The 23,065-nt window shown below is 55.9% G+C and carries 20 protein-coding genes; 17 read left to right on the top strand and 3 right to left on the bottom strand.

What is annotated here, in order from left to right; genetic code table 11:
• Position 1: 1 nt before the first annotated feature.
• The 3 genes from leuB to leuL all read right to left on the bottom strand — a co-directional run bounded on the left by leuB (position 2) and on the right by leuL (position 2,831).
• The gene (gene leuB / locus HFD87_RS13800; RefSeq protein ID WP_132499959.1) at positions 2–1,093 is read right to left on the bottom strand and encodes a 3-isopropylmalate dehydrogenase; all 1,092 of its coding nucleotides are present in this window, start codon (positions 1,091–1,093) and stop codon (positions 2–4) included.
• A gap of 2 nt (positions 1,094–1,095) precedes the next feature.
• On the bottom strand, positions 1,096–2,658 hold the full coding sequence (gene leuA / locus HFD87_RS13795; protein WP_031594411.1) for a 2-isopropylmalate synthase: 1,563 nt from the start codon (positions 2,656–2,658) through the stop codon (positions 1,096–1,098).
• 89 nt (positions 2,659–2,747) lie between these two features.
• A complete protein-coding gene (gene leuL, locus HFD87_RS23175; protein ID WP_167423602.1) occupies positions 2,748–2,831 on the bottom strand; it encodes a leu operon leader peptide in 84 nt (27 codons plus the stop codon).
• 731 nt (positions 2,832–3,562) lie between these two features.
• On the opposite strand from leuL, the gene ilvI reads away from it, so the two are divergent.
• From ilvI to ftsA, 17 genes are all read left to right on the top strand, one after another.
• On the top strand, positions 3,563–5,284 hold the full coding sequence (ilvI, locus tag HFD87_RS13785; RefSeq protein ID WP_010671820.1) for an acetolactate synthase 3 large subunit: 1,722 nt from the start codon (positions 3,563–3,565) through the stop codon (positions 5,282–5,284).
• 2 nt (positions 5,285–5,286) lie between these two features.
• Positions 5,287–5,778, top strand: coding sequence for an acetolactate synthase small subunit (gene ilvN, locus HFD87_RS13780; protein ID WP_003854770.1), 492 nt, complete (start codon positions 5,287–5,289; stop codon positions 5,776–5,778).
• Positions 5,779–5,974: 196 nt separating this feature from the next.
• The gene (cra, locus tag HFD87_RS13775) at positions 5,975–6,985 is read left to right on the top strand and encodes a catabolite repressor/activator (RefSeq protein ID WP_010253851.1); all 1,011 of its coding nucleotides are present in this window, start codon (positions 5,975–5,977) and stop codon (positions 6,983–6,985) included.
• A gap of 494 nt (positions 6,986–7,479) precedes the next feature.
• Positions 7,480–7,938 (top strand): division/cell wall cluster transcriptional repressor MraZ, encoded by a 459-nt coding sequence (gene mraZ, locus HFD87_RS13770; protein ID WP_111139399.1) that lies wholly within the window; start codon positions 7,480–7,482, stop codon positions 7,936–7,938.
• Positions 7,939–7,940: 2 nt separating this feature from the next.
• A complete protein-coding gene (gene rsmH / locus HFD87_RS13765; RefSeq protein ID WP_010253859.1) occupies positions 7,941–8,882 on the top strand; it encodes a 16S rRNA (cytosine(1402)-N(4))-methyltransferase RsmH in 942 nt (313 codons plus the stop codon).
• Complete coding sequence (gene ftsL, locus HFD87_RS13760) at positions 8,879–9,199, top strand: cell division protein FtsL (protein ID WP_003854764.1); 321 nt, start codon at positions 8,879–8,881, stop codon at positions 9,197–9,199. Before rsmH ends, ftsL begins: the two co-directional genes overlap by 4 nt.
• Positions 9,200–9,215: 16 nt before the next feature.
• Entirely contained in the window at positions 9,216–10,982 is a 1,767-nt protein-coding gene (locus HFD87_RS13755; protein ID WP_010671821.1) for a peptidoglycan glycosyltransferase FtsI, read from the top strand.
• Positions 10,969–12,456, top strand: a complete 1,488-nt coding sequence (gene murE / locus HFD87_RS13750) for a UDP-N-acetylmuramoyl-L-alanyl-D-glutamate--2,6-diaminopimelate ligase (protein WP_010253868.1) — start codon at positions 10,969–10,971, stop codon at positions 12,454–12,456. Before HFD87_RS13755 ends, murE begins: the two co-directional genes overlap by 14 nt.
• A complete protein-coding gene (gene murF / locus HFD87_RS13745) occupies positions 12,453–13,811 on the top strand; it encodes a UDP-N-acetylmuramoyl-tripeptide--D-alanyl-D-alanine ligase (protein WP_167423563.1) in 1,359 nt (452 codons plus the stop codon). The genes murE and murF overlap by 4 nt, the downstream gene beginning before the upstream one ends.
• Positions 13,805–14,887, top strand: coding sequence for a phospho-N-acetylmuramoyl-pentapeptide-transferase (gene mraY, locus HFD87_RS13740; protein ID WP_003854755.1), 1,083 nt, complete (start codon positions 13,805–13,807; stop codon positions 14,885–14,887). Before murF ends, mraY begins: the two co-directional genes overlap by 7 nt.
• A 2-nt stretch (positions 14,888–14,889) precedes the next feature.
• On the top strand, positions 14,890–16,206 hold the full coding sequence (gene murD / locus HFD87_RS13735) for a UDP-N-acetylmuramoyl-L-alanine--D-glutamate ligase (protein ID WP_010253876.1): 1,317 nt from the start codon (positions 14,890–14,892) through the stop codon (positions 16,204–16,206).
• Entirely contained in the window at positions 16,206–17,420 is a 1,215-nt protein-coding gene (ftsW, locus tag HFD87_RS13730; RefSeq protein WP_010253879.1) for a cell division protein FtsW, read from the top strand. The genes murD and ftsW overlap by 1 nt, the downstream gene beginning before the upstream one ends.
• On the top strand, positions 17,417–18,475 hold the full coding sequence (gene murG, locus HFD87_RS13725) for an undecaprenyldiphospho-muramoylpentapeptide beta-N-acetylglucosaminyltransferase (protein WP_163799010.1): 1,059 nt from the start codon (positions 17,417–17,419) through the stop codon (positions 18,473–18,475). The genes ftsW and murG overlap by 4 nt, the downstream gene beginning before the upstream one ends.
• Before the next feature lie 70 nt (positions 18,476–18,545).
• On the top strand, positions 18,546–20,024 hold the full coding sequence (gene murC / locus HFD87_RS13720; protein ID WP_010253883.1) for a UDP-N-acetylmuramate--L-alanine ligase: 1,479 nt from the start codon (positions 18,546–18,548) through the stop codon (positions 20,022–20,024).
• Entirely contained in the window at positions 20,014–20,934 is a 921-nt protein-coding gene (locus tag HFD87_RS13715; RefSeq protein ID WP_010253885.1) for a D-alanine--D-alanine ligase, read from the top strand. The genes murC and HFD87_RS13715 overlap by 11 nt, the downstream gene beginning before the upstream one ends.
• A gap of 1 nt (position 20,935) precedes the next feature.
• On the top strand, positions 20,936–21,775 hold the full coding sequence (gene ftsQ, locus HFD87_RS13710) for a cell division protein FtsQ (protein ID WP_010253887.1): 840 nt from the start codon (positions 20,936–20,938) through the stop codon (positions 21,773–21,775).
• Entirely contained in the window at positions 21,772–23,028 is a 1,257-nt protein-coding gene (gene ftsA, locus HFD87_RS13705) for a cell division protein FtsA (RefSeq protein WP_010253890.1), read from the top strand. Before ftsQ ends, ftsA begins: the two co-directional genes overlap by 4 nt.
• Positions 23,029–23,065 lie beyond the last annotated feature (37 nt).

Here is a 23,065-nt window from a genome sequence, read left to right as displayed (position 1 = left end):
TTTATTTTTCCTCGGCGATAAAGCGGGCAATGATGCCGCCCATCTCATCTGTGCTGACCGCTGGGCCATCACCGGCTAAATCTTTGGTGCGATAGCCCTGTTCCAGCGCACGGCTGATGGCGCGTTCGATACTGTCGGCAGCCTCATCGGCATTCAGGCTGTAACGCAGCAGCAGCGACAGCGACAGGATCTGGGCGACCGGGTTGGCAATATTCTGACCGGCGATATCTGGCGCCGAGCCACCCGCGGGTTCGAACAGGCCAAAGCCCGCTTCATTCAGGCTGGCGGAAGGCAGCATCCCCATTGAGCCGGTGATCATGGCGCACTCATCAGAGAGAATGTCACCGAACAGGTTGGAGCAGAGCAGCACGTCAAACTGCGACGGGTCTTTGATCAACTGCATAGTGGCGTTGTCGATATAGATGTGGCTCAGCTGCACGTCCGGGTACTCTTTGGCCACTTCGTTGACGATTTCACGCCACATCACGGAGGTCTGCAGCACGTTGGCTTTATCAACCGAGGTGACTTTGTTACGGCGTTTGCGCGCCGATTCAAACGCGATGCGGGCGATGCGCTCAATTTCGAAACGGTGATAAACCTCGGTATCAAATGCACGCTCTTCCGGGCCGCTGCCTTCACGTCCTTTCGGCTGACCAAAGTAGATGCCGCCGGTCAGTTCACGCACGCACAGAATGTCGAAGCCTTTGGCAGCAATGTCGGCGCGCAGCGGGCAAAACGCCTCCAGTCCGCTGTAGAGTGCAGCCGGACGCAGGTTACTGAACAGCTTAAAATGTTTGCGCAGCGGCAGCAGCGCACCGCGCTCCGGCTGCGATGCCGGCGGTAAGTGCTCCCACTTCGGGCCGCCAACGGAACCAAACAGGATCGCGTCGGCCTGCTCGCAGCCTGCAACCGTTGCGGGTGGCAGGGGTTCGCCATGCTGATCGATAGCAATGCCGCCGACCGCATACTCCTGGGTGGTGATCTGCATATCAAAGCGCTGACGAATGGCATCCAGCACTTTCATAGCCTGCGCCATCACTTCCGGGCCGATACCATCACCGGGTAAAACTGCGATATGAGATGAGCTGGACATGGTTATACGGTTTCCTTCTGATCTTTAAATTTGCGCTGCAATTCTTGTTCAACCTGACGGGCACGCCAGATATTGTTCAGAGCGTTGACCATCGCTTTGGCGGAGGACTCCACAATATCGGTCGCCAGACCAATGCCGTGGAACTTGCGGCCGTTGTAGCTCACGACGATATCGACCTGACCCAGCGCATTCTCGCCGTGGCCTTTCGCGGTCAGCTTGTAGTTAACCAGCTCAGCGTCGAACTGGGTGATACGGTTAATCGCCTGGTAGACCGCGTCAACCGGGCCATTACCGGTGGCTGCATCCGATTTAGCGACATCGCCGCAGCCCAGATTGACAGAGGCGGTGGCGGTGATGCTGGAACCGGTCTGGACGTTAAATTCGTGCAGCTGGAAATGTTCCGGCTCTTCATTCTGCTTGTTGATGAAGGCCAGCGCTTCCAGGTCGTAATCGAAAACCTGACCTTTTTTATCGGCCAGTTTCAGGAAGGCGTCATACAGCGTATCCAGATTGTAATCCTGCTCGGCATAGCCCATCTCTTCCATACGATGTTTTACCGCCGCGCGGCCAGAACGTGAGGTCAGGTTCAGCTGGATTTTGTGTAAGCCGATCGATTCCGGCGTCAGGATTTCATAGTTCTCGCGGTTCTTCAGCACGCCATCCTGATGAATACCCGAGGAGTGAGCGAAGGCGTTAGAGCCGACCACTGCCTTGTTCGCCGGGATCGGCATGTTGCAGATCTGGCTGACCATCTGGCTGGTACGGTAGATTTCCTGATGATTGATATTGGTATGCACGTTCATGATCTGCTGGCGGGTTTTAATCGCCATGATCACCTCTTCCAGCGCACAGTTACCGGCACGTTCACCCAGGCCATTCATCGTTCCTTCAACCTGACGCGCGCCCGCCTGTACGGCAGCCAGGGCGTTGCCGGTTGCCATACCCAGGTCATCGTGAGTGTGAACAGAGATAATCGCTTTATCGATGTTAGGAACACGATTCATCAGCTCACTGATGATGTGGGCATACTCGCCTGGCAGGGTGTAGCCAACGGTATCCGGGATGTTGATGGTGGTGGCACCGGCGTTAATCGTGGCTTCTACCATCCGGCACAGGTCATCAATCGGGGTACGGCCGCCATCTTCGCAGGAGAACTCAACGTCGCTGGTATAATTACGCGCACGTTTCACCATATGCACCGCACGCTCAATCACTTCTGGCAGCGTGCTGCGCAGTTTGGTGGCGATGTGCATCGGTGAGGTAGCGATAAAGGTATGAATACGGAAGGCTTCGGCAACGCGCAGTGATTCGTACGCCGCATCAATATCTTTTTCCACACAGCGTGCCAGACCGCAAACCCGACTGTTTTTAATGGTGCGCGCAATGGTCTGCACAGACTCAAAGTCGCCCGGTGAGGAGACCGGGAAACCGACTTCCATCACATCCACGCCCATGCGCTCCAGCGCTAAAGCAATCTGCAATTTTTCTTTCACACTCAGGCTGGCCTGTAATGCCTGCTCACCGTCGCGCAGAGTGGTATCGAAAATAATGACTTGCTGGCTCATCGTAATCATCCTTATGCTTTTTCTGGCCTGGCAACGAGCATAAAAAAACCCGCGACAGGCGCGGGTTTTTAACTTTCAGCAGGTTTGAATCAGTGTTTGATTCCGCCCACAAGTCTACCGCGCAAGCTGAATGCGTTTAGTAGTAGACCGAGAAGGCGAACAGAACGAAACATGGATTCAAACCTTATAAAATGTTGTGCTGTACATATTGGTACTGGAATCACTCAGGGATGTCAACCTTCAATGCAGGGGTATTCTTAGTGGTGCCAGAGGAAGATATTCTGTTATTTAACGGTCAGGCAGCGTAATGAACAGCGCCGTAGTGGCTGCGGAGGCAATCGACCCGGGAATGAGCACTGATTCTGCGGGTATTTGATTTTATTGTGTTGAAAATTAAAGACTTTATCGGGAAGGTGTCTCACGAGGATACAGGATATATCACCTGCTCTTTAGCATAATCGAATGCGTCTCAGCGATTTACTGGTTAATTACGCCAGAAAAGAAAAGTGTCAGGCGATTGTGGGCCAGGGCAGCCGGGTAATAAGTTTTCGTTATTTCTTAGATCACGCTGAAAATAATTTCTTAATCAGCATTTTCCTCTGCGGTTCTGCCGCGTAATTAGTTTAATCCGCGCAGCCAATTCTTATCGGGCAGAGCCTTTACGCCCCTGCCTTTTAATTTACGTGGGTTTGCGGTTTGCCTGCCCGGTTAACTGCGGTTATGGTAATCGACCTACTCTCAGAAAAATAAACTCAACAGATTTCTCTGTAACCGGACAGCGGCAGTTGTTTCCGCTGTCATGCATAAACATAAGATTTTGATTGGCAAAGCAGGCACCGGGGCTATGTGGTACGCGTTAACGGGCGTATTAACAGAGCCGGGTCCGCAAGCCTGGAGGCAGAAGATGGAGATGTTGTCAGGAGCCGAAATGGTCGTCCGTTCGTTAATCGATCAGGGCGTTAAGCAGGTATTCGGTTATCCGGGTGGCGCAGTGTTGGATATCTATGATGCGCTGCAAACCGTCGGGGGTATCGATCACATTCTGGTGCGTCATGAGCAGGGTGCGGTGCACATGGCTGACGGCCTGGCGCGCGCCACCGGTGAAGTCGGCGTGGTGCTCGTCACCTCCGGACCCGGCGCAACCAATGCGATTACCGGTATCGCCACCGCTTATATGGACTCGATTCCGCTGGTGATCCTCTCGGGTCAGGTTCCCTCGTCGCTGATTGGCTATGACGCCTTTCAGGAGTGCGACATGGTCGGCATCTCTCGTCCGGTAGTGAAGCACAGCTTCCTGGTGAAAAGTACCGAAGAGATCCCAACCGTGTTGAAAAAGGCGTTCTGGCTGGCTTCCACCGGACGTCCGGGGCCGGTGGTGATCGATCTGCCGAAAGATATTCTGAATCCGGCCAATAAGTTGCCTTATCACTGGCCGGATACGGTGAGCATGCGCTCCTACAATCCGACCATTCAGGGCCATAAAGGTCAGATTAAGCGTGCGCTGACCACGTTGCTGGCCGCGAAGAAGCCGGTGATCTACGCTGGTGGTGGTGCCATTACCGCAGGCTGCGAAGCCGAACTGTTAAAGCTGGCCGAAAGCCTGAATATTCCGGTGACGACCTCGCTGATGGGCCTGGGCGCGTTCCCTGGCACTCATCGTCAGTGCGTTGGCATGCTCGGTATGCACGGCACGTACGAAGCCAACATGACGATGCACAATACCGACCTGATTTTTGGTATTGGTGTGCGCTTTGATGACCGCACCACCAACAACCTGGCGAAGTATTGTCCCAACGCCACGGTGATGCATATCGATATCGACCCGACCTCTATCTCTAAGACGGTGGCGGCGGATATCCCGATTGTCGGTGATGCGAAGCAGGTGCTGCAGCAGATGCTGGAGTTACTGGCGCAAAGCGAAAGCCAGCGCGCTGAGAGCCTGCACGACTGGTGGCAGGAGATTGAGGGCTGGCGCAGTCGTCACTGCCTGGAATTTGATCGCACCAGCGACAAAATCAAGCCGCAGGCAGTGATTGAAACTATCAGCCGTCTGACCAAAGGCGATGCGTATGTGACCTCGGATGTGGGCCAGCATCAGATGTTTGCTGCGCTCTATTATCCTTTCGACAAACCGCGTCGCTGGATCAACTCCGGTGGTCTGGGCACCATGGGCTTTGGCCTGCCTGCTGCGCTGGGCGTGAAGATGGCGCTGCCGGATGAAACAGTCATCTGCGTAACGGGCGATGGCAGTATCCAGATGAACATTCAGGAGCTTTCCACCGCGCTGCAGTACGATCTGCCGGTGCTGGTGCTGAACCTGAATAACCGGGTGCTGGGCATGGTGAAGCAGTGGCAGGATATGATCTACTCCGGTCGTCACTCCCAGTCTTATATGGAGTCACTGCCTGACTTCGTGCGTCTGGCGGAAGCCTACGGCCACGTCGGGATCGCGATTGAGCACCCGGCTGAGCTGGAAGAGAAGCTGGCGCTGGCGCTGGAAACCCTGGCGAAGGGACGTCTGGTATTTGTGGATGTCACCGTTGACGGTAGCGAGCATGTTTACCCGATGCAGATTCGCGGTGGCAGCATGGATGAGATGTGGTTGAGCAAAACGGAGAGGACATAATTATGCGTCGTATTTTATCAGTTCTGCTGGAGAACGAATCCGGCGCATTATCCCGTGTCGTCGGCCTGTTCTCGCAGCGCGGCTATAACATTGAGAGCCTGACCGTGGCGCCAACGGATGATCCTACGCTGTCGCGGATGACCATTCAGACGGTGGGCGATCAGAAGGTGCTGGAGCAGATTGAAAAGCAGCTGCACAAGCTGGTAGATGTGCTGCGCGTTACCGAGCTGGGGCAGGGCGCCTATGTTGAGCGCGAAATCATGCTGGTGAAGATTCAGGCGAGCGGCTACGGACGTGAAGAGGTGAAGCGTAACGCCGAGATCTTCCGCGGTCAGATCATCGACGTGACGCCGACGCTGTACACGGTTCAGCTGGCAGGCACCAGTGACAAACTGGACGCCTTTCTGAGTACCGTCCGCGATGTTGCCGAAATTGTTGAAGTGGCACGCTCCGGTATCGTCGGCGTTTCACGCGGCGATCGTATCATGCGTTAATCACGCAGCGTCATCATCAATCCTCACCTAACCCGGCGAAATGCCGGGTTTTTTTATTTTTTATGCGCCAGGCGAGTTACATTCAGAAAAGCGGTTGCTCCGCGCACTTTTCTGCTGTTAGATGATAGCCATGAGTTATCCATAGCTTAACTGCGGCTATTTCTGCCGTAAAAGCGGATTTGATGGTGGGGTTATCGTGAAACTGGATGAAATTGCGCGTTTGGCAGGCGTGTCGCGCACCACGGCCAGTTATGTGATCAATGGCAAAGCGCGGCAGTATCGTGTCAGCGACAAAACCGTTGAGAAAGTCATGGCGGTGGTACGTGAGCATAATTATCACCCCAATGCGGTGGCTGCCGGGCTGCGCGCCGGGCGTACGCGCTCAATTGGGTTAGTGATCCCCGATCTGGAAAATACCAGTTATACCCGTATTGCGAACTATCTTGAGCGGCAGGCCCGTCAGCGCGGCTATCAGCTGCTGATCGCCTGTTCTGAAGATCAGCCCGATAACGAGATGCGCTGCATTGAGCATCTGTTACAGCGGCAGGTCGATGCGATCATCGTCTCTACCTCGTTACCGCCAGAGCATCCCTTTTATCAGCGCTGGATCAACGATCCCCTGCCGATTATTGCGTTAGATCGCGCGCTGGATCGTGAACATTTCACCAGCGTAGTGGGTGCCGATCAGGACGATGCCCATATGCTGGCGGCTGAACTGCGTCAGCTTGAGGTCAAAAATGTGCTGTTCCTCGGTGCGTTACCCGAGCTGTCGGTAAGTTTCCTGCGCGAGCTGGGTTTCCGCGATGCATGGAAAGACGATCCCCGGCCGATTGACTACATCTACTGCAATAGCTTCGAACGCACAGCCGCCGCGGCACTGTTTGAACAATACCTTGAAGATCACCCGATGCCGGAGGCGCTTTTTACCACCTCATTTGGTCTGCTGCAGGGTGTGATGGATGTGACGCTGAAACGAGACGGACGGCTTCCGACCGAGCTGGCCATCGCCACCTTTGGCGACCACGAATTACTGGACTTTCTTGAGTGTCCGGTGCTGGCGGTGGGTCAGCGTCATCGCGACGTGGCAGAGCGCGTGCTGGAATTAGTTTTAGCCTCGCTGGATGAACCCAGAAAACCAAAACCCGGGTTAACCCGCATTCGCCGTAATTTATACCGTCGCGGACAATTAAGCCGAAAAGTTAAATGAGTCACGGGCAGTATTACGCTGCCCGCCCATTTTATTTAACGATTTAACTGATTAAATAAACAGGTCGACGTAAAAAAGCGTAAATTCTGCTCATCAAATCTAACAAAGCAGAAAGGGTTATTTTTATTATCTGCTTACAACTTCAACAAACTTACTTTCCCGTCTGGCCTGAAGCCGCTGGGCTTCCTTTCGGAAATCCCCTAAAATGCCGCCGCTGTCTCAGAAACCACGATTAATATTTAGCCCTTTACATTGTTTCATTTTTAGTCGTTTTTTCCCGGGTCGTTTTTTTTATTCAGGTATTCATCGGCTTAATTTTTACTTTCCCCTTTTATTCGTTTATATCGTCGCCAGAGATTAATTCTTCACTCTGTAAATAGTGATATTCACCTGCCGCTCCGGCTTGACAAGGATTTCATGGGATCCTTAAACTCGTTTCGTGGTAAAAAGTGGGATAAAGTGGCGTAAATGGGTGATGAGGAGAAGAGACTGGCATGTTCCGCGGAGCAACGTTAGTCAATCTCGACAGCAAAGGGCGGCTCGCCGTACCTACGCGATATCGCGATTTGCTGATTGGGGAGTCTCAGGGGCAGATGGTCTGTACCATCGACCTCCACCAGCCATGCCTGTTGCTTTATACCCTGCCCGAATGGGAAATCATTGAAAAAAAGCTGGCACGCCTTTCCAGTATGAATCCACTTGAGCGCCGCGTGCAGCGTTTGCTGCTGGGGCATGCCAGTGAATGTCAGATGGACAGTGCAGGCCGCCTGCTGCTGGCGAATACGCTTCGGCAGCACGCAAAATTAACCAAAGAAGTGATGCTGGTTGGACAGTTCAATAAATTTGAGCTGTGGGATGAACAGACCTGGTATCAACAAGTCAGGGACGATATTGACGCAGAACAGTCGGCTCAGGAGCCTTTATCTGAGCGGTTGCAGGACTTGTCGCTATAGCTATGCAGGAAAATTTCAAACATACCACCGTGCTGTTGGATGAGGCGGTTAACGGCCTCAATATCAGGGAAGACGGTATTTACATCGACGGCACTTTTGGTCGTGGTGGCCATTCACGCCTGATTCTTTCGCAGCTGGGAGAGAAGGGAAAGCTGATCGCCATCGATCGTGATCCGCAAGCTATCGCCGCTGCCGCAGAGATCACCGACCCGCGTTTTTCAATTATTCATGGCCCTTTTTCCGCGCTGGCAGAGTATGTCTCTGAACGGGATCTGGTCGGAAAGATTGACGGCATTTTGCTGGACCTGGGGGTTTCATCACCGCAGCTGGATGACGCCGAACGTGGCTTCTCCTTTATGCGTGACGGACCGCTGGATATGCGAATGGACCCGTCGCGCGGGCACTCCGCCGCAGAATGGTTGCTGCACGCGGAAGAGGCGGATATCGCGTTTGTCCTGAAGACTTACGGTGAAGAGCGATTCGCCAAACGTATCGCCCGGGCCATTGTCGAGCGTAATCGCGAACAGCCGATGACCCGGACCCGGGAACTGGCTGAGGTGATCTCAATCGCCATGCCGGTAAAAGATAAGTTTAAGCATCCGGCCACGCGCAGCTTCCAGGCGATTCGTATCTGGATTAACAGCGAACTGGAAGAGATCGATATTGCCCTGAAAGGCGCTGTTGAAGTGCTGGCTCCGCAGGGTCGTCTCTCTGTTATCAGCTTCCATTCACTGGAAGATCGGCTGGTGAAGCGCTTTATGCGCGATCAGAGTCGCGGGCCGCAGGTGCCGCCTGGGATTCCTATGACTGAACATCAGCTGCGTGCCCTGGGTGGGCGTGAACTGAAGTTGCTCGGCAAAATGTCGCCGGGTGACGCTGAAGTCTCTGAAAACCCACGTGCGCGCAGCTCGGTATTACGTATCGCGGAGAAAACCGACGCATGATCGGTAATGAGCGTCACAGTCTGCCTGCCGTCATCGGCGGGGATCTGCTGCGAAAGGGCAAGATTCCGGTGCTGTTGCTGATCGCTGTAGTGGTTTCTGCCGTGCTGGTGGTGACCACCACCCATAAAACACGGCTGTTAACCGCGCAGCGCGAACAGCTGGTGCTGGAGCGTGACGCACTCGATATTGAGTGGCGCAACCTGATCCTGGAAGAGAATGCACTGGGCGATCACAGCCGTGTTGAACGCATCGCCACCGAGAAGCTGCAACTGCAGCACGTTGATCCTTCACAAGAAAATATCGTGGTGCAGAAATAAGGACCTCAGATAGCGAATGAGCGGCACAGGCAGAACGCTGAAATTGAAGAAACCGGAAGATAAAGCCAGCTTTGTAAGCTGGCGTTTTGCGTTGCTGTGCGGCTGTATTTTACTGGCGCTGGGTGGATTGCTGTCACGTGTGGCCTGGCTGCAGGTGATTAATCCTGGCAAGCTGGTAAAAGAGGGCGATCTGCGCTCGCTGCGTGTTCAGGCGGTGCCCACCTCACGCGGTATGATCAGCGATCGCGCCGGACGCCCGCTGGCAGTCAGCGTGCCGGTCAACGCTATCTGGGCCGATCCCAAAGAGCTGCACGCCGGTGGCGGCGTGACGCTGGACAGCCGCTGGAAGGCGCTTTCCGATGCGCTCTCTATTCCCCTTGATCAGCTGGCCGCCCGCGTGAATGCCAATCCCAAAGGCCGCTTTGTCTATCTGGCGCGCCAGGTCAATCCGGCTATCGGCGACTACGTTAAAAAACTCAAACTTCCCGGTATTCATCTGCGCGAAGAGTCGCGCCGTTACTATCCTGCCGGGCAGGTCACCTCCCATCTCATTGGCTTTACCAACATCGACGGGCAGGGCATTGAAGGCATCGAGAAGAGCTTTGATAAGTGGCTGACCGGTGCACCCGGCGAGCGGACGGTGCGCAAAGATCGGTACGGTCGGGTCATCGAGGATATCTCTTCGGTGGACAGCCGGGCCGCTCATAACCTGACGCTGAGCATTGATGAGCGGTTACAGGCGCTGGTTTACCGTGAACTGAATAACGCCGTTGCCTTTAACAAAGCGGAATCGGGTACGGCGGTGCTGGTGGATGTCAATACCGGTGAAGTGCTGGCGATGGCCAACAGCCCGGCTTACAACCCGAACAATCTCGGCAACACGCCAAAAGATCTGATGCGTAACCGCGCCATCACCGACATTTTCGAACCTGGCTCTACCGTGAAGCCGATGGTGGTGATGACGGCGTTGCAGCGTGGTGTGGTGAGAGAGAACAGCGTCCTGAATACCGTGCCGTACCGCGTCAATGGTCATGAGATCAAAGATGTGGCGCGCTACAACGAATTGACCCTGACAGGGGTTTTACAGAAGTCGAGTAACGTCGGTGTTTCACGTCTGGCGTTAGCGATGCCTTCCTCAGCGCTGGTAGAAACTTACGCGCGCTTTGGACTGGGCAAACCGACCAATTTGGGGCTGGTCGGGGAAAGCAGTGGCTTATACCCTAAAAAACAACGGTGGTCTGACATAGAGAGGGCCACCTTCTCTTTCGGCTACGGGCTAATGGTAACGCCGTTACAGTTAGCGCGAGTCTACGCAACGATTGGCAGCTATGGCATTAATCGCCCGCTGTCGATCACCAAAGTGGATCCGCCCGTCGCGGGACAACGCGTTTTCGATGAGTCACTGGTGAAAACCGTGATGCACATGATGGAAAGCGTGGCGCTGCCCGGTGGCGGGGGCGTCAAAGCGGCAATCAAGGGTTATCGCATTGCGATAAAAACCGGTACGGCGAAAAAGGTCGGGCCGGACGGACGCTACGTCAATAAATACATTGCCTACACCGCAGGCGTCGCGCCTGCCAGTCATCCCCGATTCGCGCTGGTGGTGGTGATCAACGATCCCCAGGCCGGCAAGTATTACGGCGGTGCGGTCTCCGCTCCGGTATTTGGAGCCATCATGGGTGGCGTACTGCGTACCATGAACATCGAGCCGGACGCGTTACCGACCAATGACAAGAATGAGCTGGTGACTAACAGAAGTGAGGAATCAAGTGACAGATCGTAACCTGCGCGATTTACTCGGCCCTTGGGTGCCAGGCGCGCCGGCGCGCCCACTGCGTGACATGACCCTGGATAGCCGCATTGCGGCTTCTGGCGATCTGTTTGTCGCTGTTGCAGGCCATCAGGTTGATGGACGCCGTTTCATTCCGCAGGCAATTGCGCAGGGCGTTGCCGCTGTGGTGGCGGAAGCTGAGGGTGAAGCGGTCGACGGCGAAATCCGTGAAATGCACGGCGTACCGGTTATCTATCTGGCGCAGCTGCATCAGCGCCTTTCGGCCCTGGCAGGCCGTTTTTATCAGCAGCCGGGCGAAAAACAGAAGCTGATTGGCGTCACCGGCACCAACGGTAAAACCACCACCACCCAGCTGCTGGCGCAGTGGGCGACGCTACTGGGTGAGACCAGCGCGGTGATGGGCACCGTCGGTAATGGGCTGGTAGGTCATTTAGCGGCGGCAGAAAATACCACGGGTTCAGCGGTTGATGTTCAGCATCTGCTGCACGATCTGGCTGAAAAAGGGGCGACCCTGACCGCAATGGAAATCTCGTCACACGGACTGGTTCAGCATCGCGTCGCTGCGCTGCCGTTTGCCGCGGCGGTCTTCACCAATCTCAGTCGCGATCACCTCGATTACCACGGTGATATGCAGAGCTATGAGTCAGCTAAATGGCTGCTCTTTTCTGAGCATCAGGTCGGGCAGGCGATTCTTAACGCGGATGACGAAGTCGGTCGTCGCTGGCTGGCGCGCTTACCTGATGCCGTTGCGGTCACCATGGAGGATAACCTCCAGCCGGGCTGCCACGGGCGCTGGCTTAAAGCCGATGCGGTGGATTACCACGATAACGGCGCACATATTCGTTTCAGCTCCAGCTGGGGCAACGGCGAAATCGACAGTCCGCTGATGGGTGCCTTCAACGTCAGCAATCTGATGCTGGCGCTGGCGACGCTGCTGTCACTGGATTATCCGCTGGCGACGCTAATCAGCGTTGCACCGCAGTTGCAGCCGGTCAACGGACGTATGGAAGTGTTCAGCGCCGCAGGAAAACCGACGGTTGTCGTGGATTATGCCCACACCCCGGATGCGCTGGAAAAAGCGCTGGAAGCGGCACGTCTGCACTGCAAAGGAAAACTCTGGTGCCTGTTTGGCTGCGGCGGTGACCGTGACAAAGGCAAACGCCCGTTAATGGGCGCGATTGCTGAGCAATATGCGGATGTGGTGGTGATTACGGATGACAATCCGCGCAGCGAAGATCCGCAGGCGATTGTAAAAGATATTCTGACCGGTTTGCTGGACCCAGGCCGCGCCCGCGTGGTCTCTGGTCGTGCGCAGGCGGTCACTAACACCATTATGCAGGCGCAGCCCGACGATATCGTACTGGTGGCTGGCAAAGGCCATGAAGATTATCAGATCATTGGCAATCGCCGTCTCGACTACTCCGATCGTGCCACCGTTGCGGCACTGCTGGGAGGCGTTGCATGATTCCGGTTTCATTAAAAACCCTGGCGGAGATCACCGGCGGCACGCTGCACGGCAGCGATTTAACGCTGAGTGACGTGACCACCGATACCCGCAAAGTGACGGCGGGCAGCCTGTTTGTTGCACTGGTGGGCGAACGCTTTGATGCGCACGACTTCGCCGGCGATGCCATTGCGAATGGCGCACAGGCGCTACTGGTAAGTAAGCATTTACCTGTCGCTGTGCCACAGGTGGTGGTTGAAGATACCCGTCTCGCCTTTGGCAGGCTGGGTGCATGGGTTCGTCAGCAGTCGAACGCCCGTGTAGTGGCGCTGACCGGCTCCTCCGGCAAAACCTCGGTTAAAGAGATGACGGCGGCGATTCTGCGTCAGTGTGGCGAAACGCTCTACACCGCAGGCAATCTCAACAACGATTATGGCGTACCGATGACGCTGCTGCGGCTGACCGCAGAACATCAGTATGCGGTCATTGAACTCGGTGCGAATCATCAGGGCGAAATCGCTTACACCACCGATCTGGTTCAACCGGAAAGCGCGCTGGTGAATAACCTGGCCGCGGCGCATCTGGAAGGCTTTGGTTCGCTGGCCGGTGTCGCTAAAGCCAAGGGCGAGATCTTCCAGGGCTTACCGGCTCACGGCATTGCGATTCTGAACGCAGAGAGCAATGACTGGCCCAACTGGCAGAGCACGCTGCAGGATAAAACCGTGTGGCGTTTCTCACCGCAGGCGGCAGAGTGTGAATTCTCCGCCCGTGATATCCGCATTGCTCAGGATGGTACCCATTTTGTGATGATAACGCCGCGTGGCGAAGCTGAGATCGTGCTGCCATTGCCGGGTCGGCATAACATAGCCAACGCCCTGGCGGCGGCGGCACTGGCTCTGTCAGTGGATGCACCGCTTAGCGCCGTTCAGCAGGGGCTGAAAAACCTGCAGTCGGTGCCAGGTCGTTTGTTCCCGGTTCGCCTCTCTGCGCATCAGCTGCTGCTGGATGACAGCTACAACGCTAACGTCGGTTCGATGACAGCAGCTGTTCAGGTCCTGTCAGAGATGCCGGGTTACCGGGTGCTGGTCACGGGTGATATGGCGGAACTGGGTGAAGAGACCGAAAGTTGTCACCGCGAAGTGGGGCAAGCGGCACGTGATGCAGGCATTGATCGCGTGCTGAGCACCGGAAAATTCAGCCATTTCATCAGTGAAAGCAGTGAAGTTGGCGAACATTTCAGCGATAAGACTGCGCTGACTGAACGTTTGCGTCAATTGTTGTCCGAACACTCAGAAATTACCGTCCTGATAAAAGGTTCACGTAGTGCCGCCATGGAGCAGGTAGTACAGAGCTTAAAGGAGAAAGGAACATGTTAGTTTGGCTGGCCGAGCATCTGGTCGCTTTTTATTCGGGATTTAACGTCTTTTCCTATCTGACGTTTCGCGCCATTGTCAGCCTGCTGACCGCGTTATTCATCTCTCTCTGGATGGGGCCGCGCCTGATCGCCTGGCTGCAGAAATTACAGATTGGCCAGGTCGTCCGTAACGATGGCCCGGAATCGCATTTCAGTAAGCGCGGCACGCCGACCATGGGCGGCATCATGATTCTGACCTCCATCACCATTTCGGTGCTGATGTGGGCATATCCGTCGAATCCCTATGTCTGGTGCGTGCTGTTCGTGTTAATCGGCTTTGGCATCATCGGCTTTGTCGATGACTACCGCAAAGTGGTACGCAAAGACACCAAAGGCCTGATCGCCCGCTGGAAATATTTCTGGATGTCGGTAATTTCGCTGGGCGTCGCGTTCGGGCTCTATGCGGCGGGCAAAGATACCCCCGCGACCCAACTGGTCGTGCCCTTTTTCAAAGACATCATGCCGCAGCTAGGTCTGTTTTATGTGCTGCTGGCTTACTTTGTGATTGTCGGAACGGGTAATGCGGTCAATCTGACCGATGGCCTGGATGGGCTGGCGATTATGCCAACCGTCTTTGTCGCCGCGGGCTTTGCGCTGGTTGCCTGGGCCACCGGTAACGTGAAGTTTGCTGAATATCTGCACATTCCCTATCTGCGTCACGCCGGTGAGCTGGTGATTGTCTGTACCGCCATTGTCGGGGCAGGGCTGGGCTTCCTGTGGTTCAACACCTATCCGGCTCAGGTCTTTATGGGCGACGTGGGTTCGCTGGCACTGGGCGGCGCGCTGGGCACCATTGCGGTGTTGCTGCGTCAGGAATTTTTACTGGTGATCATGGGCGGCGTGTTTGTGGTTGAAACGCTGTCGGTGATCCTGCAGGTGGGATCGTTTAAGTTGCGCGGCCAGCGTATTTTCCGCATGGCGCCGATCCATCACCACTATGAACTTAAGGGCTGGCCGGAACCGCGCGTCATTGTGCGCTTCTGGATTATTTCGCTAATGCTGGTGCTGATTGGCCTGGCCACGCTGAAGGTGCGTTAATCATGGCTGACTATCGGGGTAGAAAAGTCGTCATCATCGGGCTGGGCCTCACCGGGCTCTCCTGTGTTGATTTCTTTTTAGCGCAGGGCGTAACGCCTCGCGTGATGGACACCCGTGTCTCGCCACCGGGGCTGGATAAATTGCCCGGGCAGGTTGAACGCCATCTGGGCGGCATCAACGGCGACTGGCTGCTGGCGGCCGATCTGATTGTTGCCAGCCCTGGCGTCGCGCTGGCGCATCCGATTCTCAGCGAAGCCGTCGAAGCCGGCATTGAAATTGTCGGTGACATTGAGCTCTTTTGCCGCGAGGCGCAGGCGCCGATCGTGGCGATCACCGGCTCCAACGGTAAAAGCACGGTGACTACGCTGGTGGGTGAAATGGCGAAAGCCGCAGGCTGGCAGGTGGGCGTCGGCGGCAATATTGGTCTGCCCGCGCTGAGTCTGCTGCAGTCACCGGCGCAACTCTATGTACTGGAACTCTCCAGTTTTCAGCTGGAGACCACGCACAGTCTGAAAGCCGCGGCGGCAACCATACTTAACGTCAGCGAAGATCATATGGATCGCTATCCGCTGGGTATGCAGCAGTATCGCGCCGCTAAGCTGCGGGTCTATGAAAATGCACAGGTCTGCATCGTTAACGCCGATGATGCCCTGACGATGCCGGTACGCGGCGCGGACACCCGCTGCGTCAGCTTTGGTGTCGATTTCGGGGACTACCACCTTAACAAGCAGCAGGGCAGTATCTGGTTGCGGGTGAAAGGCGAGAAGGTCCTGAACACGGCCGAAATGAAGATGGTGGGACAGCACAACTACACCAATGCGCTGGCTGCGCTGGCGCTGGCCGATGCGGTGGGTCTGCCACGCGCCTCCAGTCTGGCCGCCTTAACGCACTTTAACGGTCTGGCGCATCGCTTCCAGCTGGTCCATGAGCATCAGGGCGTGCGCTGGATCAATGACTCCAAAGCCACCAACGTCGGCAGCACCGAAGCAGCGCTGAATGGCCTGCAGGTGAAGGGAACGCTGTGGCTGCTGATGGGCGGTGATGGCAAGTCGGCCGATTTTACGCCGCTGATCCCCTGGCTGCAGGGCGACAATGTGCGCCTTTACTGCTTTGGTCGCGATGGCGATGCGCTGGCGGCGCTGCGTCCTGAAATCGCCGTGCGCACTGAAACCATGCGCCAGGCGATGGAGCAGATTGCGCCGCAGGTTAAAGCAGGCGATATGGTTCTGCTGTCGCCAGCCTGTGCCAGCCTTGACCAGTTCCGAAACTTTGAGCAGCGCGGTGAGCAGTTCGCGCAACTGGCGAAGGAGCTGAGCTGATGCGTATTCCTGGTGCCGGACTGGCGGGATATTTCTCAGGACGCCTGAAAGACTGGGTCATGGGCGCACGCGAAAGTGATGACTCTTCGCTGGTGCTCTATGACCGCACACTGCTATGGCTGACGCTGGGCCTGGCGGTGATTGGTTTCGTGATGGTGACGTCGGCTTCAATGCCGGTGGGTCAGCGTCTGAATGACGATCTCTTTTATTTTGCCAAGCGCGATGCTTTCTACATCGTGCTGGCTGTATGTATGGCGCTGGTCACGCTGCGGGTGCCGATGGATTTCTGGCAGCGCTACAGCAACGTGATGCTGATGGTCACGGTCGCGATGCTGCTGATTGTTCTGGTGGTCGGTAGCTCGGTTAACGGTGCATCGCGCTGGATCGCGCTGGGTCCGCTGCGTATTCAGCCTGCAGAGCTGTCGAAGCTCTCTCTGTTCTGCTATCTCGCCAGTTATCTGGTGCGCAAAGTGGAAGAGGTGCGTAACAACTTCTGGGGCTTCTGTAAGCCGATGGGCGTGATGGTGGTGCTGGCCGTGTTACTGCTGGCGCAGCCGGATCTCGGTACGGTGGTTGTGCTGTTTGTGACGACCCTGGCGATGCTGTTCCTGGCGGGCGCCAAACTGTGGCAGTTCCTGGCAATCATCGGTTCCGGCATCTTTGCGGTGATCCTGCTGATCATTGCAGAACCCTACCGTATGCGCCGTGTGACCTCGTTCTGGAACCCGTGGGAAGATCCCTTTGGTAGCGGCTACCAGCTGACCCAGTCACTGATGGCATTTGGTCGCGGGGAATTCTGGGGCCAGGGGCTCGGTAACTCCGTGCAAAAGCTGGAATATCTGCCCGAAGCGCATACCGACTTTATTTTCGCCATCATCGGGGAAGAACTCGGCTACGTCGGTGTGGTAATGGCACTTTTAATGGTATTCTTCGTCGCTTTTCGTGCGATGTCGATTGGCCGTCGTGCTCTGGAACTGGATCAGCGTTTTTCCGGCTTTTTAGCCTGTTCAATCGGAGTCTGGTTCAGCTTCCAGGCGCTGGTTAACGTCGGTGCAGCAGCCGGTATGTTACCGACCAAAGGTCTGACCTTACCGCTGATCAGTTACGGTGGGTCAAGTCTGATCATTATGTCGACTGCCATCGTCTTTTTATTACGCATAGATTATGAAACGCGCCTGGCGAAAGCGCAGGCGTTTACCCGAGGTGGTCGATGAGCGGTAAGCGATTGATGGTGATGGCAGGCGGAACCGGCGGACATGTCTTTCCCGGTCTGGCTGTCGCCCATCATCTGATGGAACAGGGCTGGCAGGTCCGCTGGTTAGGCACTGCTGACCGTATGGAAGCCGATCTGGTGCCAAAGCACGGCATCGACATCGACTTCATCCGCATCAGCGGATTACGTGGTAAAGGCATGAAGGCGTTGCTGCTGGCACCGCTGCGCATCTTTAATGCATGGCGTCAGGCCCGTCGCATCATGAAGGCCTGGCAGCCGGATGTCGTGCTGGGCATGGGTGGCTACGTTTCCGGTCCTGGCGGCTTAGCGGCCTGGAGTTGCGGTATTCCGGTGGTGCTGCATGAGCAGAACGGTATTGCCGGGCTGACCAACAAATGGCTGGCGAAAATCGCTACGAAAGTATTGCAGGCGTTTCCGGGCGCGTTTCCCGCCGCCGATGTGGTGGGAAATCCGGTTCGCACTGATGTACTGGCACTGCCTTTACCCGCGCAACGTCTGGCAGATCGTCATGGCCCGATACGGGTGCTGGTGATCGGTGGCAGTCAGGGTGCGCGGATACTGAACCAGACGCTGCCGCAGGTTGCCGCGCTGGTGGGTGATGAGATCACCCTGTGGCATCAGACCGGTAAAGGGTCGTTGCCCGAAACAGAGAAAGCTTATCAGCAGGTCGGGCAGACGCAGCACAAGGTGAGCGAGTTTATTGATGACATGGCTGCCGCCTACGCCTGGGCTGATGTGGTGGTGTGCCGCTCCGGCGCGTTAACCGTGAGCGAAGTCGCTGCCGCTGGCTTACCGGCGATTTTCGTGCCATTTCAGCACAAAGATCGCCAGCAGTACTGGAACGCGCTGCCGCTGGAGAAAGCGGGCGCCGCCAGAATTTTTGAGCAGCCGCAATTTACTGCGGAGGCTGTAGCGGATCAGCTACGCCACTGGGATCGCGCAACACTGCTGACGATGGCTGAGCAGGCCCGTCAGGTGGCGATCCCCGATGCGACTGAACGGGTCGCTCAGGAAGTGGCTCGCGCCGCAAAGTAATCATTCCGGTCAGCGCGTCTGACCTGTACCCGGACTGGGTACAAACTGAAATAGCAGGTAACTGAGAGCGATGAATACACAACAATTGGCAAAACTGCGTTCTATCGTGCCCGAGATGCGTCGCGTCCGGCACATCCACTTTGTCGGCATCGGCGGTGCTGGCATGGGCGGTATTGCCGAAGTGTTAGCAAATGAAGGCTACCATATCAGCGGTTCAGATCTGGCCCCTAACCCGGTGACGCAGAACCTGATTGCGCTGGGTGCCACCATTTATTTTAACCATCGCCCCGAAAACGTGACCGATGCCAGCGTCGTGGTGGTTTCCAGCGCCGTTTCGCAGGATAACCCAGAACTGGTGGCGGCACGTGAACAGCGTATCCCGGTGATCCGTCGCGCGGAGATGCTGGCTGAGCTGATGCGTTTTCGTCACGGCATCGCCGTTGCGGGTACCCATGGCAAAACGACCACCACGGCGATGGTGTCGAGTATTTATGCGGAAGCGGGTCTCGATCCGACTTTTGTTAACGGCGGACTGGTCAAAGCAGCAGGCACCCATGCCCGTCTGGGTCACAGCCGGTATCTGATTGCTGAAGCGGATGAGAGTGATGCGTCGTTCCTGCATCTGCAACCGATGGTGGCGATTGTGACCAACATCGAAGCTGACCATATGGACACTTATCAGGGCGATTTTGAGAACCTGAAGCAGACGTTTATTAACTTCCTGCACAACCTGCCGTTTTACGGTCGTGCGGTGATGTGTGTGGATGATGCGGTTATTCGTGATCTGATCCCACGCGTGGGACGCCATATCACCACGTACGGTTTCAGTGATGATGCTGACCTGCGCATTGAAAATTATGAACAGAGTGGCGCGCAGGGGCATTTCACCTTGATCCGTCAGGATAAAGCACCGCTGCAGATTACGCTGAACGCGCCGGGACGCCACAACGCCCTGAATGCGGCAGCCGCCGTCGCCGTCGCCAGTGAAGAAGGCATTGAAGACAATGCTATCCTGGCTGCGCTGGAGAGTTTCCAGGGCACGGGCCGTCGCTTTGATCTGCTGGGTGAATTCCCGACAGAGCCGGTCAACGGACAGCCGGGCACCGCGATGCTGGTTGATGATTACGGTCATCATCCCACCGAAGTGGACGCGACAATTAAAGCCGCGCGCGCAGGCTGGCCGGATAAAAAACTGGTGATGGTGTTTCAGCCGCACCGTTACAGCCGTACCCGCGATCTGTTTGATGATTTCGCCAACGTACTGTCGCATGTGGATGTGTTGCTGATGCTGGATGTTTACTCTGCCGGTGAAACCGCTATTCCGGGTGCTGACAGCCGTTCGCTGTGCCGTGCGATTCGTAATCGCGGCAAGGTGGATCCGATTCTGGTGCCGGAACATGACGCGCTGCCAGAGATGCTGGCACCGCTGCTGTCAGGCAATGACCTGATTCTGGTGCAGGGAGCCGGTAACGTCGGCAAGGTTGCCCGCAAGCTGGCTGACACTAAGCTCCAGCCGGAACGCAAAGCGGAGGATCGTCATGGCGGATAAAGTTGCAGTATTAATGGGTGGCACCTCGGCAGAGCGCGAGGTTTCGCTGAACTCAGGTCAGGCCGTCCTCGCCGGATTACGGGAAATGGGCATTGATGCGCATGGCATCGATACCCGTGATGTCTCTGTGCTGACGCTGAAAGAGCAGGGCTTTACCAAAGCCTTTATCGCACTGCATGGCCGGGGCGGCGAAGATGGCACGCTGCAGGCGGTGCTGGAGTTCCTGCAACTGCCGTACACCGGCAGCGGCGTGATGGCATCGGCCGTGACTATGGATAAGCTGCGCACCAAGCTGCTGTGGCAGGGACGTGGTTTACCGTCAGGAAAGTTTGTCTGGCTGACGCGTCAGCAGTTTGATGCCGGTCTGGACGCAGAAAACAACGCGGCAATTGCGGCACTTGGCCTGCCGTTGTTCGTCAAGCCAGCCTGTGAAGGCTCCAGCGTGGGCATCAGTCGGGTTAACGATCTGAGCGCGCTGCCGGCGGCACTGGACATGGCGTTTAAGCATGACAATGACGTGCTGGTCGAGGCGTTTCTTAGCGGCGCGGAGTATACCGTCGCGATTGTGGGCGATCGTATTCTGCCCTCGATTGAAATAAAGAGCGCCAGCGAGTTCTATGACTATGAAGCTAAATACATTTCTGACGATACTCAGTACGTCTGTCCGGCCGATTTAAGCGCTGAACGTGAAGCGGAATTACAACAGCTGGTACTTGCGGCCTGGCGTGCGCTGGGATGTCGCGGCTGGGGACGGGTTGATGTGATGACCGACGGGGAAGGGCGCTTTCAGTTACTGGAAGCCAATACCTCACCGGGCATGACCAGCCACAGTCTGGTGCCAATGGCAGCGAAACAGGCGGGCATGAGCTTCCCGCAGCTGGTTGCCCATATTCTGGAGCTGGCCGACTGATATGTCACAGGCGGCGATGAGAGTTCGAAACCGTGAACCGCAGGAGCGTATTCGCACCGGGCGCAGTAACGGTGCCCGACTGTTCGGCATTATTTTTCTGCTGATCGTCATCGGGATTATGGTTGCTGGCGGGCTGGTGGTACTGAAGTGGATGAACGATGCGTCCCGGCTGCCATTGTCAAAACTGGTGGTGACAGGACAGACGCACTACACCACACACGATGATATTCGTCAGGCGATTTTGTCGCTGGGTCCGCCTGGTACGTTTATGTCTCAGGACGTGGACATCCTGCAGCAGCAGATTGAGCGGCTGCCCTGGATTAAGCAGGTCAGCGTACGTAAGCAGTGGCCGGACGAACTGAAGATCCACCTTGTGGAGTACACACCGGTGGCGCGCTGGAACGATTTGCACATGGTGGATGCTGAGGGTGTCTCCTTCAGCGTACCCGCCAGTCATGTCGGCAAAGAGACAATGCCGATGTTATACGGGCCGGAAGGGAGTGAGAAAGAGGTCCTGGCGGGCTATCACAGCATGGATGATGTGCTGAAAGCCCGGAAGTTTACTCTGAAGGTGGCGTCGATGACGGCGCGGCGTTCATGGCAGCTGGTCACCAGCGACGATGTTCGTATCGAACTGGGCCGCAGCGACACCATGAAACGACTGAATCGCTTTATTGAGCTCTACCCGGTGCTGCAACAGCAAGGTCAGAACGAGAGCAAACGTATCAGCTACGTGGATTTACGATACGACTCTGGCGCTTCTGTTGGCTGGACACCGATCGTGATGGAGCCACAGGACAGTAATCAGCAACAGAACCAGGCACAGGCTAAACAACAATGATCAAGGCAACGGACAGAAAACTGGTAGTTGGACTCGAAATCGGCACTGCGAAGGTTGCCGCCCTGGTTGGGGAAGTTCTGCCCGATGGTATGGTCAACATTATTGGGGTGGGCAGCTGCCCTTCCCGCGGTATGGATAAAGGTGGCGTAAACGACCTTGAGTCGGTGGTGAAATGCGTTCAGCGCGCCATCGATCAGGCTGAGCTGATGGCAGATTGCCAGATCTCCTCCGTCTACCTTGCTTTATCGGGCAAACATATTAGTTGTCAGAACGAAATCGGGATGGTTCCGATTTCCGAAGAGGAAGTGACTCAGGATGATGTAGAGAACGTCGTACATACCGCCAAATCGGTGAGAGTACGTGACGAGCATCGCATCCTGCACGTCATTCCTCAGGAATACGCCATCGACTATCAGGAAGGGATTAAAAATCCGGTCGGGCTTTCCGGCGTGCGTATGCAGGCGAAAGTGCATCTGATCACCTGCCACAACGATATGGCTAAGAACATCGTTAAAGCCGTTGAGCGTTGCGGGCTGAAAGTGGATCAGCTGATTTTTGCCGGTCTCGCCTCCAGTTTTGCCGTTCTGACTGAAGACGAACGTGAGCTGGGCGTGTGTGTTGTCGATATTGGTGGCGGTACAATGGACATAGCCGTATATACCGGCGGCGCTTTACGGCACACTAAGGTTATTCCGTATGCAGGCAACGTCGTTACCAGCGACATCGCCTATGCGTTTGGCACACCACCAACGGATGCTGAGGCGATCAAAGTGCGCCATGGTTGCGCGCTGGGCTCGATTGTCGGCAAAGATGAGAACGTTGAGGTGCCGAGTGTGGGCGGACGTCCACCACGTAGCCTGCAACGTCAGACGCTGGCTGAAGTGATTGAGCCGCGTTACACCGAACTTTTGAATCTGGTCAATGACGAGATTCTGCAGTTACAGGAACAACTGCGTCAGCAGGGCGTGAAGCATCACTTAGCCGCAGGCATTGTCCTGACCGGTGGTGCAGCGCAAATCGAAGGACTGGCGGCCTGTGCGCAACGCGTATTCCATACGCAGGTGCGTATCGGACAGCCGCTGAATATTACCGGCCTGACTGACTATGCGCAGGAATCGTACTACTCCACTGCCGTGGGACTGTTGCATTACGGCAAAGAGTCGCACATGAACGGTGATGCAGAGACCGAAAAACGGGTCTCAGTAGGTAACTGGTTCAAGCGTATTAACAGTTGGTTAAAAAAAGAGTTTTAATTTTTGTGAAAGGGGATCATGCTGTTTTCTTTAGTGA

It is taken from the genome of Pantoea sp. EKM21T (assembly GCF_011800405.1).
Classification (GTDB): Bacteria; Pseudomonadota; Gammaproteobacteria; order Enterobacterales; family Enterobacteriaceae; genus Pantoea; species Pantoea agglomerans.
Note: the sequence above shows the minus strand (reverse complement) of the source record. Positions and strands in the feature narration are given on the sequence as shown.

What these genes read in the sequence shown, in the direction of transcription:
- HFD87_RS13755 (WP_010671821.1), top strand. Translation starts at nt 9,216, where the DNA reads ATGAGCGGCACAGGCAGAACGCTGAAATTGAAGAAACCGGAAGATAAA.
- leuA (WP_031594411.1), bottom strand. Translation starts at nt 2,658, where the DNA reads ATGAGCCAGCAAGTCATTATTTTCGATACCACTCTGCGCGACGGTGAG.
- ftsW (WP_010253879.1), top strand. Translation starts at nt 16,206, where the DNA reads ATGCGTATTCCTGGTGCCGGACTGGCGGGATATTTCTCAGGACGCCTG.
- murC (WP_010253883.1), top strand. Translation starts at nt 18,546, where the DNA reads ATGAATACACAACAATTGGCAAAACTGCGTTCTATCGTGCCCGAGATG.
- rsmH (WP_010253859.1), top strand. Translation starts at nt 7,941, where the DNA reads ATGCAGGAAAATTTCAAACATACCACCGTGCTGTTGGATGAGGCGGTT.
- ftsQ (WP_010253887.1), top strand. Translation starts at nt 20,936, where the DNA reads ATGTCACAGGCGGCGATGAGAGTTCGAAACCGTGAACCGCAGGAGCGT.
- mraZ (WP_111139399.1), top strand. Translation starts at nt 7,480, where the DNA reads ATGTTCCGCGGAGCAACGTTAGTCAATCTCGACAGCAAAGGGCGGCTC.
- ilvI (WP_010671820.1), top strand. Translation starts at nt 3,563, where the DNA reads ATGGAGATGTTGTCAGGAGCCGAAATGGTCGTCCGTTCGTTAATCGAT.
- murG (WP_163799010.1), top strand. Translation starts at nt 17,417, where the DNA reads ATGAGCGGTAAGCGATTGATGGTGATGGCAGGCGGAACCGGCGGACAT.
- ilvN (WP_003854770.1), top strand. Translation starts at nt 5,287, where the DNA reads ATGCGTCGTATTTTATCAGTTCTGCTGGAGAACGAATCCGGCGCATTA.
- murD (WP_010253876.1), top strand. Translation starts at nt 14,890, where the DNA reads ATGGCTGACTATCGGGGTAGAAAAGTCGTCATCATCGGGCTGGGCCTC.
- HFD87_RS13715 (WP_010253885.1), top strand. Translation starts at nt 20,014, where the DNA reads ATGGCGGATAAAGTTGCAGTATTAATGGGTGGCACCTCGGCAGAGCGC.
- murF (WP_167423563.1), top strand. Translation starts at nt 12,453, where the DNA reads ATGATTCCGGTTTCATTAAAAACCCTGGCGGAGATCACCGGCGGCACG.
- leuB (WP_132499959.1), bottom strand. Translation starts at nt 1,093, where the DNA reads ATGTCCAGCTCATCTCATATCGCAGTTTTACCCGGTGATGGTATCGGC.
- ftsA (WP_010253890.1), top strand. Translation starts at nt 21,772, where the DNA reads ATGATCAAGGCAACGGACAGAAAACTGGTAGTTGGACTCGAAATCGGC.
- ftsL (WP_003854764.1), top strand. Translation starts at nt 8,879, where the DNA reads ATGATCGGTAATGAGCGTCACAGTCTGCCTGCCGTCATCGGCGGGGAT.
- mraY (WP_003854755.1), top strand. Translation starts at nt 13,805, where the DNA reads ATGTTAGTTTGGCTGGCCGAGCATCTGGTCGCTTTTTATTCGGGATTT.
- leuL (WP_167423602.1), bottom strand. Translation starts at nt 2,831, where the DNA reads ATGTTTCGTTCTGTTCGCCTTCTCGGTCTACTACTAAACGCATTCAGC.